Raw genomic sequence first — 16,156 nt, 5'->3', positions numbered from 1 at the left:
GTGCACGGAGAGTGTTCTGATCGCCAGACGGATGGACTCGAGACCGATGCAGGAGGGTTCTGATCGCTGAACCGACGCGGGAGAGCTCTGACCGCTAGACCGACGTGGGTACCCAGTCCGGCAGCGGCTCCGTCCGCTCCACCCACTCGGTGGGCGGCGCCCCCGCCTTCCCCGCGGCGATCACGCCGCCCACGATGGCGCAGGTGGTGTCGACGTCCCCGCCTGCCTGGGCGGTCGTCCAGAACGCCTGCTGGTAGTCACCGAGGCTTCGCGCTGCCGCCCAGAGGGCGAAGGGCACGGTGTCGTGGGCGGTCGTCCGCCGTCCGCACCCCAGCACCGCCGCGACCGTGGCCGGATCGCCGTAGTCGAGCATGTCCCGGGCCCGGCGCAGTCCCGCGCCGACCGCACTCTTCGGCACCAGGTCGATGACCCCGTCGAGGAGGGCCTCGGCACGGGGCGGCCCGCCGGGGGCGGCGGCGAACGCGGCGGCCGCGGACACGGCCATGGTGCCGACGACGGCCTCGCGATGCTGGTGGGTGGTGTAGGCCGAGATCTCCGCCTGGTGGGTCGCCTGCTCCGGGTCGTCCGCGTACCAGGCACCCAGCGGGGCGATCCGCATGGCGGCGCCGTTGCCCCAGGACCCCTGTCCGTTGAAGAGCGCGGCGGCGAGTTCCCGCCAGTCACCGCCCTCCCGGACGAGCCGCAGCAGGCGGTTGACCGCGGGACCGTAGCCCCGGTCGGCATCGTGGTGCTCCGCGAAGGAGCGGGCCAGGGCATCCTGGTCGATGCGGTGGTGAGCGACCAGGACGGCGACGACGGAGCCGGCCATCTCCGTGTCGTCGGTCCACTGCCACGGCCCGGACGGCACCTCGCGGCGCTTCAGCAGCGGGTAGTTCACCGGCACGAAGTACTGGGAGCCCAGGGCGTCCCCGACGGACAGTCCGCGCAGGCTGGCCAGGGCGCGGCCCAGGCGCGCGTCGGGGGAGGAGTCAGCGGTCATCGCCCTGCCACTCTATCCGGTGATCCCGTAGGGCTCGGGATCTCGCCAGCGGTCGAACGGCCGGTCAAGCGTGTATTTGCCGTCGTCTCCCAGAACGAGCATCCGCACCTCGCCGTTCCCCGGGTTCGACAGCGACTCGAACTCGGCCACCGTCCAGTGGAACCACCGCATGCAGAACAGCCGCATGGCCAGACCATGGGTGACGATCAGGACGTTCGGCGGATGGTCGGGGTCCTCGAAGCTGCGGAAAAGGCTCTCCAGGAAGCCGCCGACCCGGTCGTAGACGTCGGCGCCGGACTCGCCCTGGGCGAAGCGGTAGAAGAAGTGGCCGTACGCGTCGCGGTAGGCCTTCTGGAGGCGGACGTCGTCCCGGTCCTGCCAGTTTCCCCAGTCCTGCTCGCGCAGCCGGGGCTCCTCGCGCACCCGTATGAGCCCGGGGTCGAGGCGGAAGGCGCGCAGCGTCTCATGGGTGCGGCGGTACGGGGAGACGTACACGCTGACGCGCTCGCCGCCGAACAGCTCGCGCAACTGCTTGCCGGTCGCCTCCGCCTGCCGCCGGCCCCGCTCGGTCAGCGCGAGGGCATGGTCGGGTTCACGCTCGTACACGGCGTCATCAACATTGCCCGTTGACTCGCCGTGCCGGACAAGGACGATGCGCCGTGGTCGTGCCATGCCAAAACCCTAGATCGGGTGAGGGCCCGTCGAGCACTCGTAGCGCGCCCATACAATGTAGGTCACACACATCCTGCACCACAGATCACACTGGTCGCACACCTGTCCGACTGGGAGCCATCGGTCCGGGCCTGTTCAGCCCACAAGGAGTCAGACCGTCCAGCTCGGCTCCATGTCCACGACGTCCCCGGTGAGCGCCGCCACGTCCGCCTCCGTCTGGGCCCGCAGGCCGAGCCGCTCCACACGTTCGGTGCGGTACTTGCCGTGCTCGGCGGCCGACCGCCACATCGACAGCACCAAGAACTCGTTCCCGGGGGCCTCACCGAACAGCCCGCGCACCATGCCGGGCGAGCCGGCCATCGCCGGGTTCCAGACCTTCTCCTGCATCAGCACGAAGTGCTCGACCCGCTCCTCGTGGACCCGGCAGAGCGCCACGCGCAGCAGGTCGGCGTCCGTGAAGCGTGGTTCGAAGCCGGTCTTCACATCGAAGCGGTAGTCGAAGAGCCTGGCCTGGGCGTCCTTGAACGTGCCCGACTGGGCCGACGCGAGCCGGTCGTGAGACCGGGCCATGAAGGAGTCGTAGAAGGCGCGGCTCTCCCAGAACGCGAAGATGTGCGCCACGTCCGGCCGCCCCCGGCTCCAGCCACCCCCCTGTCCCCGAAACCCCGGCTCCCCCAGAAGCCCCGCCCACTTCCGCTGCCCCCGCTCGAAACCGCGGCGGTCCACCACGGTGCAACGAATCCACTTGACCAGCACCGCGCCATGGTAAGGCCCGGGAGCGTGGCGCCGGTCACTCTCGGCTGGACCGCTCACCGGCGCGCGCACCCGCACGCGTGGCAGGATGGACAAACAGTCGTGACTGCCCGGAAGTTGAGGCGGACGGGCGGGTCGGTACGGGGAAGGGGACGCTGGTGGACGGGCTCAACAAGGGGCTTCGCAAGGTCGAGATCGCGGTGCGGTGGGATCCCAGTCCGGCGGGGCAGCCGTCCACCGACCTGGACCTCGTCGCGGCGACCTATCCGGCGGACGATCCGCACGGCGATCCCGCCTACGTGGTCCACTTCGACAGCCGCTCCCCCGACGGCACCATCTATCTCAACCGGGACAGCAAGGACGGCCAGGGCTTCGGCTACGACGAGGTCATGACGCTGGAACTCGACCGGCTCGACGGCCGGTACGCGCGCGTGGTGGTCGGTGTCGTCATCCAGCAGCGCCCGGCGGAGCGCACTTTCGTCAGCGTGGTGAACCCCGGACTGCGCATCCGCGAGGGGTACACCGTCCTGGCCGAGGACGCCTTCGGGAGTGTCCTGGGGGCCACGGCGGCGACGGTCGCGGAGTTCGTCCGGGACGGTTCCGGTCCCTGGGACTTCCGGCCCGGCCTTCGTGGTTTCGAGGGTGATCCCGTGGACTTCGCCAGGACGATGGGTGCCGCACACCGGCCGTGAGCGTGTCCGCCGGGAGCTCGCGTTGCCAGGGGTGAACTCGGTGTTCCCGGACGGCTGGGACTGCGAGCCCGGCTGGTCGACGGCCGCTGGGTCGAACGCCGTCCCCGCCGCCCGGACGTGGAGCGGCAACTCCGGACGGAGACCCGCCTGCTGCCATGGCTCGCGCCGTGCTTGCCGCTCGCTGTGCCGGTGCCCCACATCCTGGCGGACGATCCGCTCATCGTGCGGCACGCCTTGGCCCCGGGCGAACCCCTGGCAGAGCCGGACGCCTCCCAGGGGCGCGCCTTGGGCCTGTTCCTGCGGGCACTGCACAGGGCGGACACCGAAGAGGCCGTGCGACGCGGCGTGCCGCCCGCGCGGGAAGTGCTCCGGGAACGCGCCGCCCTGGCGGACGATTTCCGGACTCGCGTGCTGCCCCTCCTGCCGCCTAACCGTCGCGCCCCGCCTCCGACCTGCTGAAGGCGGTCGGCACGCTGCCCGCCGAGGCCCTCGTCCACGGGGATCTCGGACCCGGGCACCTGCTGGCCCAGGACGGTGCCCTCACCGGCGTCATCGACTTCGGCGACGCGCACATCGGGGACCCCGCCGTCGACCTGGCATGGGCGCTCAACGGCACGTCACCGGCGTTCGCCGAGGCCTGCTCGGGGCACCGGGGGACATGAAGCGTTGACAACACGACAACCGAGGGGGAAGCCGGCATTTCGCCGACTCCCCCCTCTGCCACTCACTTCACGCCTGAAAGGCGCTCACATTCAGCTGCAACCGCTGGTCGAGCCGCAGCCCTCGCAGATGTAGCAGGAACCGGCGCGCTGCATCTTCGTACCGCAGGAGAAGCACAGCGGGGCATCGGCCTGGATGCCCAGCTGCATCTCCACCAGTTCGGCGCTGGTGTGGGCCTGCTGCGGGGCGGGCGTGGCCGCCTCTTCGGTCTTCGGCGCGGAGACGGCCTTCAGCTCCTGGGCGCGCGGCGCCGACTGGGCCAGGCCCTCGACGTCGACCTCGTCCTCGTTCGGCTCGTACGAACCGGTCTCCAGGTGACGCTGACGCTCCTCGGCGGAGTGGATGCCGAGCGCGGAGCGCGTCTCGAACGGCAGGAAGTCCAGCGCCAGGCGGCGGAAGATGTAGTCGACGATCGACTGCGCCATCCGCACGTCCGGGTCGTCCGTCATACCGGCCGGCTCGAAGCGCATGTTGGTGAACTTCGAGACGTACGTCTCCAGCGGGACGCCGTACTGGAGGCCGACGGAGACCGCGATGGAGAAGGCGTCCATCATGCCCGCGAGGGTCGAGCCCTGCTTGGACATCTTCAGGAAGACCTCGCCGAGACCGTCGTCCGGGTAGGAGTTGGCGGTCATGTAGCCCTCGGCGCCGCCGACGGTGAAGGACGTGGTGATGCCGGGACGTCCCTTCGGCAGGCGCTTGCGGACCGGGCGGTACTCGACGACCTTCTCGACCTTGGCCTCGACGGCGGCGGGCTCCTCGGTCTTCTCCTCCCACTTCTTGGTGGAGAGCGGCTGGCCGACCTTGCAGTTGTCGCGGTAGATCGCGAGCGCCTTGACGCCCAGCTTCCAGGCCTCGAAGTAGATCTCCTCGACCTCCTCGACGGTCGCCGTCTCCGGCATGTTGACCGTCTTGGAGATGGCGCCGGAGATCCACGGCTGGATCGCGGCCATCATGCGGACGTGGCCCATCGGAGAGATGGCCCGCTCGCCCATGGCGCAGTCGAACACCTCGTAGTGCTCGGGCTTGAGGCCGGGTGCGTCGATCACGTTGCCGTTCTCGGCGATGTGGGCGACGACCGCCTCGATCTGCTCCTCCATGTAGCCGAGGCGGCGCAGGGCCTGCGGGACGGTGCCGTTGACGATCTGCATCGAGCCGCCGCCGACCAGCTTCTTGAACTTGACCAGCGCGAGGTCGGGCTCGACACCGGTGGTGTCGCAGGACATCGCGAGACCGATGGTTCCGGTCGGGGCCAGCACGGAGGCCTGGGAGTTACGAAAACCGTTCTTCTCACCGAGGCGCAGCACCTCGCCCCAGGCCTCGCTGGCGGCGGCCCACACCGGGGTGTCCAGGTCGTCCATGCGGACGGCCTTGTCGTTGGCGTCGGAGTGCTGCTTCATGACGCGCTTGTGGGCTTCGGCGTTGCGGGCGTAACCGTCGTACGGGCCGACGACCGCGGCGAGTTCGGCGGAGCGGCGGTACGCCGTGCCGGTCATCAGGGAGGTGATGGAGCCGGCGAGGGAGCGGCCGCCGTCGGAGTCGTAGGCGTGGCCGGTGGCCATCAGCAGGGCGCCGAGGTTGGCGTAGCCGATGCCGAGCTGGCGGAACGCGCGCGTGTTCTCGCCGATCTTCTGGGTCGGGAAGTCGGCGAAGCAGATCGAGATGTCCATCGCCGTGATGACCAGCTCGACGACCTTCTGGAAGCGCTCGGCCTGGAAGGACTGGTTGCCCTTGCCGTCGTCCTTCAGGAACTTCATCAGGTTCAGCGAGGCCAGGTTGCAGGACGTGTTGTCCAGGTGCATGTACTCGCTGCACGGGTTCGACGCGGTGATCCGGCCGGACTCGGGGCAGGTGTGCCAGTTGTTGATGGTGTCGTCGTACTGGATGCCGGGGTCGGCGCAGGCCCAGGCGGCCTCGGCGATCTTGCGGAAGAGCGACTTGGCGTCGACCTCCTCGATGACCTCGCCGGTCATCCGGCCCCGCAGGCCGAACTTGCCGCCCTGCTCGACGGCCGTCATGAACTCGTCGTTCACGCGGACCGAGTTGTTGGCGTTCTGGTACTGGACGGACGCGATGTCGTCGCCGCCCAGGTCCATGTCGAAGCCCGCGTCGCGCAGGACGCGGATCTTCTCCTCTTCCTTGACCTTGGTCTCGATGAAGTCCTCGATGTCCGGGTGGTCGACGTCGAGGACGACCATCTTGGCGGCGCGGCGGGTGGCGCCACCGGACTTGATCGTTCCTGCGGAGGCGTCGGCACCGCGCATGAAGGAGACCGGGCCGGAGGCGTTGCCGCCGGAGGACAGCAGTTCCTTGGAGGAACGGATCCGGGAGAGGTTCAGGCCGGCACCGGAGCCGCCCTTGAAGATCATGCCCTCTTCCTTGTACCAGTCGAGGATCGACTCCATGGAGTCGTCGACGGACAGGATGAAGCAGGCGGAGACCTGCTGGGGCTGCTTGGTACCGACGTTGAACCAGACAGGGCTGTTGAAGCTGAAGATCTGGTGCAGGAGGGCGTACGCGAGCTCGTGCTCGAAGATCTCGGCGTCGGCGGGCGAGGAGAAGTACTTGTGGTCCTCTCCGGCCTTCCGGTACGTCTTCACGATGCGGTCGATCAGCTGCTTGAGGCTGGTCTCGCGCTGCGGGGTGCCGACGGCACCGCGGAAGTACTTGCTGGTGACGATGTTGACCGCGTTCACCGACCAGAAGTCGGGGAACTCGACGCCGCGCTGCTCGAAGTTGACCGAGCCGTCGCGCCAGTTGGTCATGACGACGTCACGGCGCTCCCAGGCCACCTCGTCGTACGGGTGGACCCCAGGGGTGGTGTGGATGCGCTCGATACGCAGGCCCTTGCTCGCCTTGGTGCTCTTGGCGCGGGAACTCCGTGCCGGACCACTCGCCGTCTCTGTCATGCCGCCTCCCTGTACGGGCGAAAACGCCCTGAAGTGCCCCGTTGTTCCCGTGGCACGGTGTTCTGTCTGGTGTCGCGGGCACACTCACATCGCCCGCAACAGGTCTATTCATCGCCGCCGATCGGCCGGGCCCGGAGCTGCCGTCCGGGTCCGGCCCGCCGGTCAGTCGGCGGCGCCTGCGGGCTCGGGAACGGGTGTCGTCCCTCCGGGCCCGCGGTCGTCTTGCCGGCTCCCCGCCCCCGCGTCGTCGCGGTCCCCGTCGTCCGCGTCGGGGCGGCCCGGCTCTTCCCTGAGCTCCGCGATGGCCGCCTCGAAGTCCTCGAGCGAGTCGAACGCCCGATAGACGGAGGCGAATCGCAGATACGCGACGAGATCGAGCTCCTGCAGCGGGCCGAGTATGGCCAGCCCCACGTCGTGGGTGGTCAGCTCGGCGCTTCCGGTGGCCCGCACCGCCTCCTCGACCCGTTGGCCGAGCTGGGCGAGCGCGTCCTCGGTGACCGGCCGTCCCTGACACGCCTTGCGGACACCATTGATGATCTTGGTGCGACTGAAGGGTTCGGTGACTCCGGACCGCTTGACCACCATGAGCGAGCACGTCTCCACGGTCGTGAAACGACGGGAGCAGTCAGGGCACTGGCGGCGCCTGCGGATCGACGTGCCGTCGTCGGTCGTACGGCTGTCGACGACACGGCTGTCGGGGTGCCTGCAGAAGGGACAGTGCATGAACTCCAACCCTCCTCACAGCAGACTCAATAGCCTCGCTGGGTCTCTCGCGCCCCACGAAGCAGCCCCAAGCATAGGCGATGACCATGGGCGCGAAGACCCGGGGGACCACAACTTGTGGGCTGCTCCTGCAATCCAACCACTAGATGTGGGGATTGACTCATACATCCACACCGTGCGCGCGTGTCGCATGCGTAGCCGCAGGTGACGCGCGACCGACCCCGTCGCGCCGGCCTCGTACGCCCGCACCGGTACCGCGGAACACGCCGGCCGCACTCTCCAGCCGCATCCCGCACGCGCACGGCCGTATCGCTGCGGCACATGCGGAGATACCGTGGGCGCCGCGAGGAGGGGACGTGGGACTCCCGCACAGATGAGGGCCGGTCCCGAAGCAGGGGAATGCCTGATGGCAGACTGGGGCAACAGCCCCGAGGCGATCACCCCGGCGGTGAAGAGTACAGCAATGGGCGCTTTTGCCCACCAGGTGGAGCGGTAGCCAATACACCCGGACACATGATCGCGTCAGGCGATTCGCGATTTTTCACTCGAACGTGTGTTTGGCGCAACCTTTCGAAAGCAACTACCGTTGTCCAGCAGGGAGACCATCGAGAGGGGCCGACGTGACCACCACCGCAGACAGTGCCGCCATCACAGCCCAGGAGCGCTCCCAGGGCCGACTGGAGCCGGTGCACGCGATGAACGAAGCCACGACCCCGGAGGCGCACAAGCGCTCCCTGCCGGGACGACCTCCCGGCATCCGGGCGGACAGTTCCGGACTCACCGACCGCCAGCGTCGCGTGATCGAGGTCATCAGGGACTCGGTGCAACGGCGCGGCTACCCGCCGTCGATGCGCGAGATCGGCCAGGCCGTCGGCCTGTCCAGCACGTCTTCCGTGGCACATCAGCTGATGGCACTGGAGCGCAAGGGCTTCCTGCGCCGTGACCCGCACCGCCCGCGCGCCTATGAGGTGCGCGGTTCCGACCAGGCCGCCTCCGTGCAGCCCACGGACACGGCGGGCAAGCCGGCCGCGTCGTACGTCCCGCTGGTCGGCCGCATCGCCGCCGGTGGACCGATCCTCGCTGAGGAGTCCGTCGAGGATGTCTTCCCCCTCCCCCGCCAGCTCGTCGGCGACGGAGAGCTGTTCGTCCTGAAGGTCGTCGGTGACTCGATGATCGAGGCCGCCATCTGCGACGGCGACTGGGTCACGGTCCGCCGTCAGCCGGTCGCCGAGAACGGCGACATCGTGGCCGCGATGCTCGACGGAGAAGCCACCGTCAAGCGCTTCAAGCGCGAGGACGGCCACGTCTGGCTCCTCCCGCACAACGCGGCCTACGAGCCGATCCCCGGCGATGACGCGACCATCCTCGGCAAGGTGGTGGCCGTACTGCGCCGCGTCTGACACCGCGCACCGCGTCGGGTGGGCCCGGTCGGCCCGCCCTCTGACCGGGCCCCGGGACCCCTGCGCCGGTTCCGGGGCCCTGCGCTGTCCGGGCCCGGTACGCGTTGTCCGGACCCGAACCGCGGGGCGGAGTCGGCCCGCGGCTCCGTCGCCGCAGGCCGATCCCGAGGCTCAGTCGGCTTCCGCCTGCTTCGCCGCCGCGTCGATCACCGCCAGCGACTTCCGCACCTGGTTACGGTCCGTCGTGTACCAGAAGTCGGGCAGTGACGCCTTCAGGTAGCCCCCGTACCGGGCCGTCGCCAGACGCTGATCCAGCACGGCGACCACACCACGGTCGCCCGACGCCCGGACGAGACGGCCGGCGCCCTGGGCCATGAGGAGCGCGGCGTGGGTGGCGGCGACCGCCATGAAGCCGTTGCCGCCCGCGTCCTCCACGGCCTTCTGGCGGGCGCTCATCAGGGGGTCGTCCGGCCGCGGGAACGGAATCTTGTCCATGACGACCAGCTGGCAGCTGGGTCCGGGGACGTCCACCCCCTGCCACAGCGACAGGGTGCCGAACAGGCAGGTCTTCGGGTCGGCCGCGAAGTTCTTGATGAGCTCGCCGAGCGTCTCCTCGCCCTGGAGGAGGATCGGAAACTCCGGGATCCGGGAACGCAGTTCCTCGGCGGCCAGCTGCGCACCCCGCATCGAGGAGAACAGGCCCAGGGTGCGGCCGCCCGCCGCTTGGATCAGCTCCGTGAGCTCGTCGAGCATGTCCCCGCGGTCGCCGTCCCGCGCGGGGCGCGCCAGGTGCTTCGCGACGTACAGGATGCCCTGCTTGCGGTAGTCGAAGGGCGAGCCGACGTCGATGCCCTTCCACTGCGGGAAGTCATCGCCCTCGGTCCCTTCGGGAGCGAGTCCGAGGGAAGCACCGACCCCGTTGAAGTCGCCGCCCAGCTTCAGTGTCGCCGAAGTCAGGACCACGGAGCGGTCCGCGAAGAGCTTCTCCCGCAGCAGTCCCGAGACGGACATGGGGGCGACGCGCAGCGAGGCACCGAAACGATCGTGGCGCTCGTACCAGACCACGTCCCATTCGGAGCCGTTCGTGATCCGCTCCGCCACGTCGTGCACGTTCTCCACGGACGCCAGCGCCTGCTTGCGGACCGCGTCCTCGTCCTGGACGGACTTGTCGCGGGTCGTGCCGATGGCGGAAATGACGGTGCGGCACGCGTCGCGCAGTGCCATGAGGGCGTAGCCGAGGTCCTCGGGGATCTCCTCGAGGCGGCCCGGCAGCGCGAGCTCCATCAGCCGTTCGAAACCCTCGGCCGCGGTCTGGAGCTGGTCCGCCGCCTTCTCGTTGACGAGTTTCGCGGCCCGGCGCACCGCACGGTTGACCTGGCCGGGGGAGAGCTCCCCGGTGGCGACTCCGGTGACGCGCGAGACCAGCTCATGAGCCTCGTCGACGATCAGCACCTCGTGCTGCGGAAGGACCGGGGCGCCCTCGATGGCGTCGATCGCGAGCAGTGCGTGATTGGTGACGACGACCTCGGAGAGCTTGGCGCGCTCACGGGCCATCTCGGCGAAGCATTCCGCACCGTAGGCGCATTTCGAGGCGCCCAGGCACTCCCTCGACGACACCGACACCTGGGCCCAGGCCCGGTCCGAGATGCCGGGTGTGAGGTCGTCACGGTCGCCAGTCTCGGTCTCGTCGGCCCAGTCGCGCACCCGCAGCAGGTCCTGGCCCAGCTTGCTGGTGGGCGCGGCCGCCTCGAACTGGTCGAAGAGGCCCTCCTCCTCGTCCTGCGGGACACCCTCGTGCAGGCGGTGCAGGCACAGGTAGTTCGACCGGCCCTTCAGCATCGCGAACTCCGGGCGGCGGCGCAGCAGAGGGTGCAGCGACTCGACCGTTCTCGGCAGGTCGCGCTCCACCAGCTGGCGCTGGAGGGCCAGGGTGGCGGTCGCGACGACCACACGCTCCCCGTGCGCCAGCGCGGGCACCAGGTAGCCCAGCGACTTGCCGGTGCCGGTGCCGGCTTGGACCAGGAGATGGGAGCCGTTGTCGATCGCCTCTGCGACGGCTTCGGCCATGGCCACCTGACCGGGGCGCTCCGTACCGCCGACGGCAGTGACGGCAGCATGCAGGAGTTCGGGGAGTGAGGGCTTCGTCATAGCGCGACCACCCTACGACCCAGCACTGACAAACGGGTGATCAAGGCGGGGACGGGGGACGGGATCAAGACCTTCGGCTCCTCGGTGGGGTGGGTCGGACGGGCGGACGGGGGCGGTGTCCCGGGGGACGTGACCGGTTCGGGACGAGTGGGGCGGTGCGAGCTGTGGGTGGGGCGGGGCGGAACGGGTCGCGGCCGTGTGCCGTGGCGGTACGCGTGGGCAGGCGAGCGGCTCGAAATATCTCTGCGGCATGAGCGGGAACCGCGGCGGCACGCTCCGCGTTCAATGAGTGATGGCGCGGTGACACAGCGCTACAGCAGATGCCGAAGGGACCGGTCTCGGACCATGAGGGCGGCCCGCTTGTCGGGCAGGTCGACCTCGGCGGAGAACCGGAAGCCGGCGGTCAGGAAGGCGGCGATGGAGGGGGTGTTGCGAAGGTCGGGTTCAGCGACGACACGTGCGCAGGAGGGCCGCTGCGCGAATACGAGATCGGCCACGGCTCGAAGCAACAGACCGCCGAGACCACGCCCACGGTTGGTGACCGCACCCACCAGCAGGTGGAGACCCGTGTCGTGAGGCCGGGCCGGGTAGTGGCGGGCCAGCGGATCCAGGTCCGCCCGGTAGATCTCCCAGTAGCTCATCGGCGTTCCGCCCAGCACGCCGATGCACGGCACGCTGCGTCCGTCCCCCGCTAGCTGGGCCAGCACGTGCTCCTCGGTCACGCGCTGGGGCCCGGACAGCTCCCAGAAAGCCGCGGCGGCGGGGTCGTTCATCCAGCGGCTGATGAGCGGAAGATCACGTTCGACGCGCACGGGGACGAGGTGGAAGACGCCCAGGGGTGTGCCGGTCGGGCCCCAGTCGGCGACACGGTCGAGGAGATCGTCCTCGGTCGCGAGATTGGAGGGGACGGAGGGGGCCCAGGAGACGGAGGGCACCGAGGGAACCGAGGCCTCACGGGGCGCGGTGATGGAGACGGAGGGCTGTGCCGTGTCCTGGCCCGGCCGCCGCGCTCCCTGGCTGTCGGACGCCTGGTCCGCGATGAGGGCGAGGACTTCGTCCGGGAGCCGGAGGTCCATGGTGTCTTCGCCGTGACCGTTCGCACCGGAAGCGGCACCGGGATCCGCACCGGGGTCCGCGTCGGTTCCCGCGCTGGAGTCGACATCGGAACAGGCATCGAAGCGGGCGTGGGAGCCGGCCCCGGTGTCGTCGGCATCGGCCGTGGCGGGGACAGCGGTACCGGTGTGGGTGGTCGGGTCGGCGGAAGGCACCAAACGCTCCTCTCAGGAAGGAAGTGATGCGTGTCCTCAGGGATGAAGGAGGTCGGTTGTGGTCGGGGGACGGTCAGGGTGATCAGCAGTACAGGGGGTTGGCGATGGTGACGTAGACGGACTGGGTGTCGACCGGGCCGACGAGTTCGTCGAGGTCGTGGAACCGGGTCAGCAGGTTGGCCTTGCTGCGCAGGACGGGTGAGTCCAGCAGCCGGGCCGGCAGCGAGGAGCTCAGCCGGGCCGGGCCGGAGGCGGCGTTTCCGAGGAAACGGCGGAAGGCGGCGAGCAGCGGCCGCTCGTCGGCCAGCCCCTGCGAGCCGAACGCGCCGATGAGGCCGAGGACGTTGTTGACCGCCAGGTAGTAGGAGAAGCGCTCGTCGGTGACCTCGTCGCGGACGAACGTGTCGCTCCGCTCCCCGATGCCGGGCAGCCGGGCGTCGAGGTCCGCGCGCCGGGACTCGCGGAAGTAGTAGCCCTGGTTGTCGCGGTAGCGGCCGCCCGTGGGCCATCCGTCGGTGTCCAGCAGGAGCAGGGTGTTCTGCTGGTGAGCCTCCAGGGCGATGCCGGCCTCACCGTCGAGCCACAGGACGGGACGCACGACGTGCTCGAGGTAGCACAGGAACCACTGGGTGGAGACGGCTCCGCGGGGCCGGCCGGTCCGGCGAGCGAGACGCGTGACGACCTCGGCCAGCCGGGACCGGAGGACCGGGCCGTGGACCTCCGGGCGGTCGGGAGTGGTTCCCGCCCGAGCGGGGGAGCACGGGCGCGGCGAGACGAGGCCGGCGACGCAGGAGACAGCGTCCGAAGGGCTGAACGGGTTGTGGCGGATCACCACGTCCAGTCCGGGCAAGGGGAAGCTGTCGGCACCACCGGATCCATCGAATCCGTCCGATCCGTTGAATCGGTCCGATCCGTTGAATCCACCGGATCCACCGGATCCATCGACAGCGATCCATGCCGGGTCGCGAACGATGTCGAAGCACGGATGCACGGCCCGCCACTGCTGCGCGAGTCCGCTGCGGAGCAGGCGGTGGACCTCGACGCCGCGGTGGAGTTCCTTGCGGAGGTTCTCGCGACGGGAGTTGGTGATACGCAGGCCCAGCGACAGCTTGAGCATCGCGGGGGCACCGGTTTGGTAGACGGTTCGTACGGAGGAGGTGGGGTGCCAGGGAGTGCCGTGGGTGCCGAGGTCGCGGAGCAGTCCGCTGTCGAGCAGGGCAGCGGTCTCCGGGCGGTGCCGGAGCTCGCTGGCCTGCCAGGGGTGCAGGGGCAGTAGTGCGTACCCGTCCGGCAGCGGCAGGTCGGTCCCGGCCAGGCGTGCGGTGAGTCGGGCCGCGGCGACAGGGCGGCCGCGTTCGGTCCAGGCGGAGTCGGTGGCGAGGACGGAGGGGGCGACAGCCATCCAGTGCAGGGAGAAGGATCCGCGCAACTCGGGCGAGTACAGGCGGGCTTCGGCCTCGGAGAGACCCTCGCGGCTCTTCGGGGTCGGGTGCAAGGGGTGTCCGAGGAGGAGTGACTGTTCCGCGGTCAGGAAGAGGTCGGGGCCGTCGACCGGGTGTTCACGGCGGTCGCTGAGGAAGGAGGTGACGCGGCGGAGGGAGTCGGCAACGCCCGCGACGAGTCCGACGCCGTCGCCGTCGCCGTTACTGTCGCCGTTACCGTTTCCGTGGCCGTCTGGGGGCGTCTCCCTGGAGAGCAGAGCGGCGACCGTGACGGCGTCGGCCGGTGGGGCGTGCACGGGAGCGTCGGCCAGACGCGGGAGACCGAAGCGGTGCCAGCCCGTCGGGGACCAGTAACGGACGGGGACGAGCAGGGCCGTGCCGCTGGCGGCAAGGGGGATACGGAGGGTGCCGTCGGCGGGGGCGGGCTGGTTCGTCTCGCGCACCCAGCAGCGGAGCAGCGTCTCGACGGCAGCCGCCTGGGCGATGGCGTGCGGCTCGGGACACTCCAGGACATCGACGGTGGCTCGCCCAGCCCTCGTCTCATCGCCCCGCACCTCACCGTCCCTCGCCTCGCCGTCCCTCGCCTCAGGCCTCTGACACGGGACAGCCGGGCCTGCCGCGTTCACCGCATTGGCCATGTCGACCGCGTTCGCAGCGTTCACCGCATTCGCCGCCGTCCCCGAAGCCCGGACCTCAGCAGAGCCTCGTCCCGGCGTCGTGGCGTGGTCGTCGGGCTGGGAGATGGGGTTCATGACAGGTACCTCGTCGAGTGGTTCCGGGACGTGCGATCGGGGCCTGCGAGCCGGGGGTCGTACACGGACTCACGGCGTGTACGGCTCTGCCGCCTCGCCCCCAGGGCAGCGAGCTGCCGCCCGGACGGCGTCGGCCAGGCGGTCCTGCACCGCGGCCGCCTGTTCGTCGGTGATCGTCAGGGGCGGCAGCAGCCGGACGACGCTCGCGTGACGGCCGCCGAGTCCGACGATGAGGCCGCGCCGCAGGCACTCCCGCTGGACCGCGGCCGCCAGTTCGGGTGCGGCGGGGTGAGGTCCCCCCGCAGCCTCGCCCACCCGCCCGGCTCTCCCGGCCGCCCCCTCCGGATCCACGAACTCCACCCCGATCATCAGTCCCCTCCCCCGCACATCGCCCACGCACGGAAACTCCCCGGCCAGCCCCTGGAGTTGACGCAGCATGCGCGCCCCGAGAGTCGCCGCGCGTTCGGCGAGGTGGTTTTCCCGGACGTGGGTGAGAGTCGCCGTGCCGGCGGCCATGGCGAGTTGGTTGCCGCGGAAGGTGTCTGCGGGGGCGCCGGGTTCCGGGACGTCGAGGTCGTCGCGGTAGACCACGACGGCCAGCGGCAGGCTGCCTCCGATGGCCTTGGAGAGGACCATCACGTCGGGGGTCACTCCGCTGTGCTCCACGGCCCAGAAGGCGCCGGTCCGCCCGACGCCCGTCTGGATCTCGTCGGCGATCAGCGGGACGGACCGGTCGGCCGTGAGCTGCCGCATGCGCCGCAGCCAGGCGTCCGGTGCGGGGATCACCCCGCCCTCGCCCTGGACGGGCTCGATGATCATCCCGGCGGGGAGCGCGGTGCCCGGCCCGGCGTCGTCGAGGACGGATTCGGTCCAGCGGGCGGCGAGGTCGGCCCCGCGTTCGCCGCCGACGCCGAAGGGGCAGCGGTAGTCCTGCGGGTAGGGCAGGCGGGCGACCCGTACGTCGTGGACGCCGGCGGACGCGTCGGGTGCCCCGGCCGTCCTTCCGTGGGAGGCGCCGGCGAACGCGATGAGACCGGTCCGGCCGGTCGCCGCGCGCACCAGTGCGCAGGCGGTCTCCACGGCGTCGCTGCCGGCCGGTCCGCAGAACCGCACGCGGGCCCGGTCGGTGAGCCCTGGGGGCAGGGTGCGGAACAGCTCGGTGATGAAGGTGTCCTTGACGGGTGTGGCGAGGTCGAGCACGTTCAGGGGGGCGCCGGAGTCGAGGACCTTGCGGATGGCCTCCAGGACGACCGGGTGGTTGTGCCCGAGGGCGAGTGCGCCGGCGCCGGAGAGACAGTCCAGGTAACGGCGGCCGTCCGCGCCCTCGATGGTCAGTCCCCGGGCCCGCACCGGCACGATCGGCAGGGCGCGGGCGTAGGTGCGGGCCGCGGACTCGCGCGCGGACTGGCGGCGCAGAATCCCCTCGTGCGCGGCGCGCGCTCCTGGTGCCGTGTCGTCGACGGCGCGTGGAAGGGCACTCACCGGCCTGCGCCCCACAGCGGCCTCCTCGGACGCACATCCCCCATGGGTGGATTCCGCCACGACTTCCCTGACCTCCCACTGGGCACGGGCACAGAGAGGCCGCACACAGACAGCAGGCCCCCAACCGCTACCAACCCCGGTCAGCTCACCGGGTTACGGGTTGCCTCAAGATCCTTTCCGTGACGGAACTGTTGC

General features: G+C 70.3%; 13 protein-coding genes. 4 read left to right on the top strand and 9 right to left on the bottom strand.

Annotated elements, in window-relative coordinates:
- Positions 1 to 94: 94 nt before the first annotated feature.
- The 3 genes from HDA41_RS29575 to HDA41_RS29565 form a co-directional block, all read right to left on the bottom strand.
- A complete protein-coding gene (locus tag HDA41_RS29575) occupies positions 95 to 1,000 on the bottom strand; it encodes an ADP-ribosylglycohydrolase family protein (RefSeq protein WP_184989208.1) in 906 nt (301 codons plus the stop codon).
- Between the two features lie 12 nt (positions 1,001 to 1,012).
- A complete protein-coding gene (locus HDA41_RS29570; RefSeq protein ID WP_184989206.1) occupies positions 1,013 to 1,672 on the bottom strand; it encodes a histidine phosphatase family protein in 660 nt (219 codons plus the stop codon).
- 150 nt (positions 1,673 to 1,822) lie between these two features.
- The gene (locus HDA41_RS29565; protein WP_184989203.1) at positions 1,823 to 2,428 is read right to left on the bottom strand and encodes a YdbC family protein; all 606 of its coding nucleotides are present in this window, start codon (positions 2,426 to 2,428) and stop codon (positions 1,823 to 1,825) included.
- Positions 2,429 to 2,583: 155 nt separating this feature from the next.
- Between HDA41_RS29565 and HDA41_RS29560 the strand changes: the two genes are divergently transcribed.
- The 3 genes from HDA41_RS29560 to HDA41_RS42375 all read left to right on the top strand — a co-directional run bounded on the left by HDA41_RS29560 (position 2,584) and on the right by HDA41_RS42375 (position 3,779).
- Positions 2,584 to 3,117: a TerD family protein gene (locus tag HDA41_RS29560; RefSeq protein ID WP_184989200.1), complete on the top strand. Its 534-nt coding sequence runs from the start codon at positions 2,584 to 2,586 to the stop codon at positions 3,115 to 3,117.
- A gap of 117 nt (positions 3,118 to 3,234) precedes the next feature.
- Positions 3,235 to 3,576, top strand: coding sequence for a phosphotransferase (locus HDA41_RS40660; protein ID WP_221511633.1), 342 nt, complete (start codon positions 3,235 to 3,237; stop codon positions 3,574 to 3,576).
- Positions 3,570 to 3,779: a phosphotransferase gene (locus HDA41_RS42375; protein ID WP_221512693.1), complete on the top strand. Its 210-nt coding sequence runs from the start codon at positions 3,570 to 3,572 to the stop codon at positions 3,777 to 3,779. The genes HDA41_RS40660 and HDA41_RS42375 overlap by 7 nt, the downstream gene beginning before the upstream one ends.
- A gap of 90 nt (positions 3,780 to 3,869) precedes the next feature.
- Here HDA41_RS42375 and HDA41_RS29550 read toward each other — a convergent pair whose 3' ends face one another.
- Complete coding sequence (locus HDA41_RS29550) at positions 3,870 to 6,746, bottom strand: vitamin B12-dependent ribonucleotide reductase (RefSeq protein ID WP_184989198.1); 2,877 nt, start codon at positions 6,744 to 6,746, stop codon at positions 3,870 to 3,872.
- Between the two features lie 162 nt (positions 6,747 to 6,908).
- Positions 6,909 to 7,469 carry a transcriptional regulator NrdR gene (gene nrdR / locus HDA41_RS29545; protein ID WP_184989195.1) on the bottom strand — a complete coding sequence of 187 codons (561 nt, stop codon included), beginning with the start codon at positions 7,467 to 7,469 and terminating at the stop codon, positions 6,909 to 6,911.
- A gap of 620 nt (positions 7,470 to 8,089) precedes the next feature.
- Here nrdR and lexA point away from each other — a divergent pair.
- The gene (gene lexA / locus HDA41_RS29540) at positions 8,090 to 8,869 is read left to right on the top strand and encodes a transcriptional repressor LexA (RefSeq protein ID WP_184989192.1); all 780 of its coding nucleotides are present in this window, start codon (positions 8,090 to 8,092) and stop codon (positions 8,867 to 8,869) included.
- A gap of 171 nt (positions 8,870 to 9,040) precedes the next feature.
- Here the strand turns inward: lexA and HDA41_RS29535 are convergent, their stop codons facing one another.
- From HDA41_RS29535 to HDA41_RS29520, 4 genes are all read right to left on the bottom strand, one after another.
- A complete protein-coding gene (locus HDA41_RS29535) occupies positions 9,041 to 11,017 on the bottom strand; it encodes an ATP-dependent DNA helicase (protein ID WP_184989187.1) in 1,977 nt (658 codons plus the stop codon).
- Positions 11,018 to 11,328: 311 nt separating this feature from the next.
- Entirely contained in the window at positions 11,329 to 12,285 is a 957-nt protein-coding gene (locus tag HDA41_RS29530) for a GNAT family N-acetyltransferase (RefSeq protein ID WP_230299658.1), read from the bottom strand.
- Between the two features lie 82 nt (positions 12,286 to 12,367).
- On the bottom strand, positions 12,368 to 14,479 hold the full coding sequence (locus HDA41_RS29525) for an IucA/IucC family protein (protein ID WP_376706824.1): 2,112 nt from the start codon (positions 14,477 to 14,479) through the stop codon (positions 12,368 to 12,370).
- A 69-nt stretch (positions 14,480 to 14,548) separates the two neighbouring features.
- Positions 14,549 to 15,961 (bottom strand): diaminobutyrate--2-oxoglutarate transaminase family protein, encoded by a 1,413-nt coding sequence (locus HDA41_RS29520; RefSeq protein ID WP_184989184.1) that lies wholly within the window; start codon positions 15,959 to 15,961, stop codon positions 14,549 to 14,551.
- Positions 15,962 to 16,156 lie beyond the last annotated feature (195 nt).

Source organism: Streptomyces caelestis, from assembly GCF_014205255.1.
In the GTDB taxonomy this organism is placed as follows: domain Bacteria; phylum Actinomycetota; class Actinomycetes; order Streptomycetales; family Streptomycetaceae; genus Streptomyces; species Streptomyces caelestis.
This window is presented reverse-complemented; position numbering and strand designations above follow the sequence as displayed.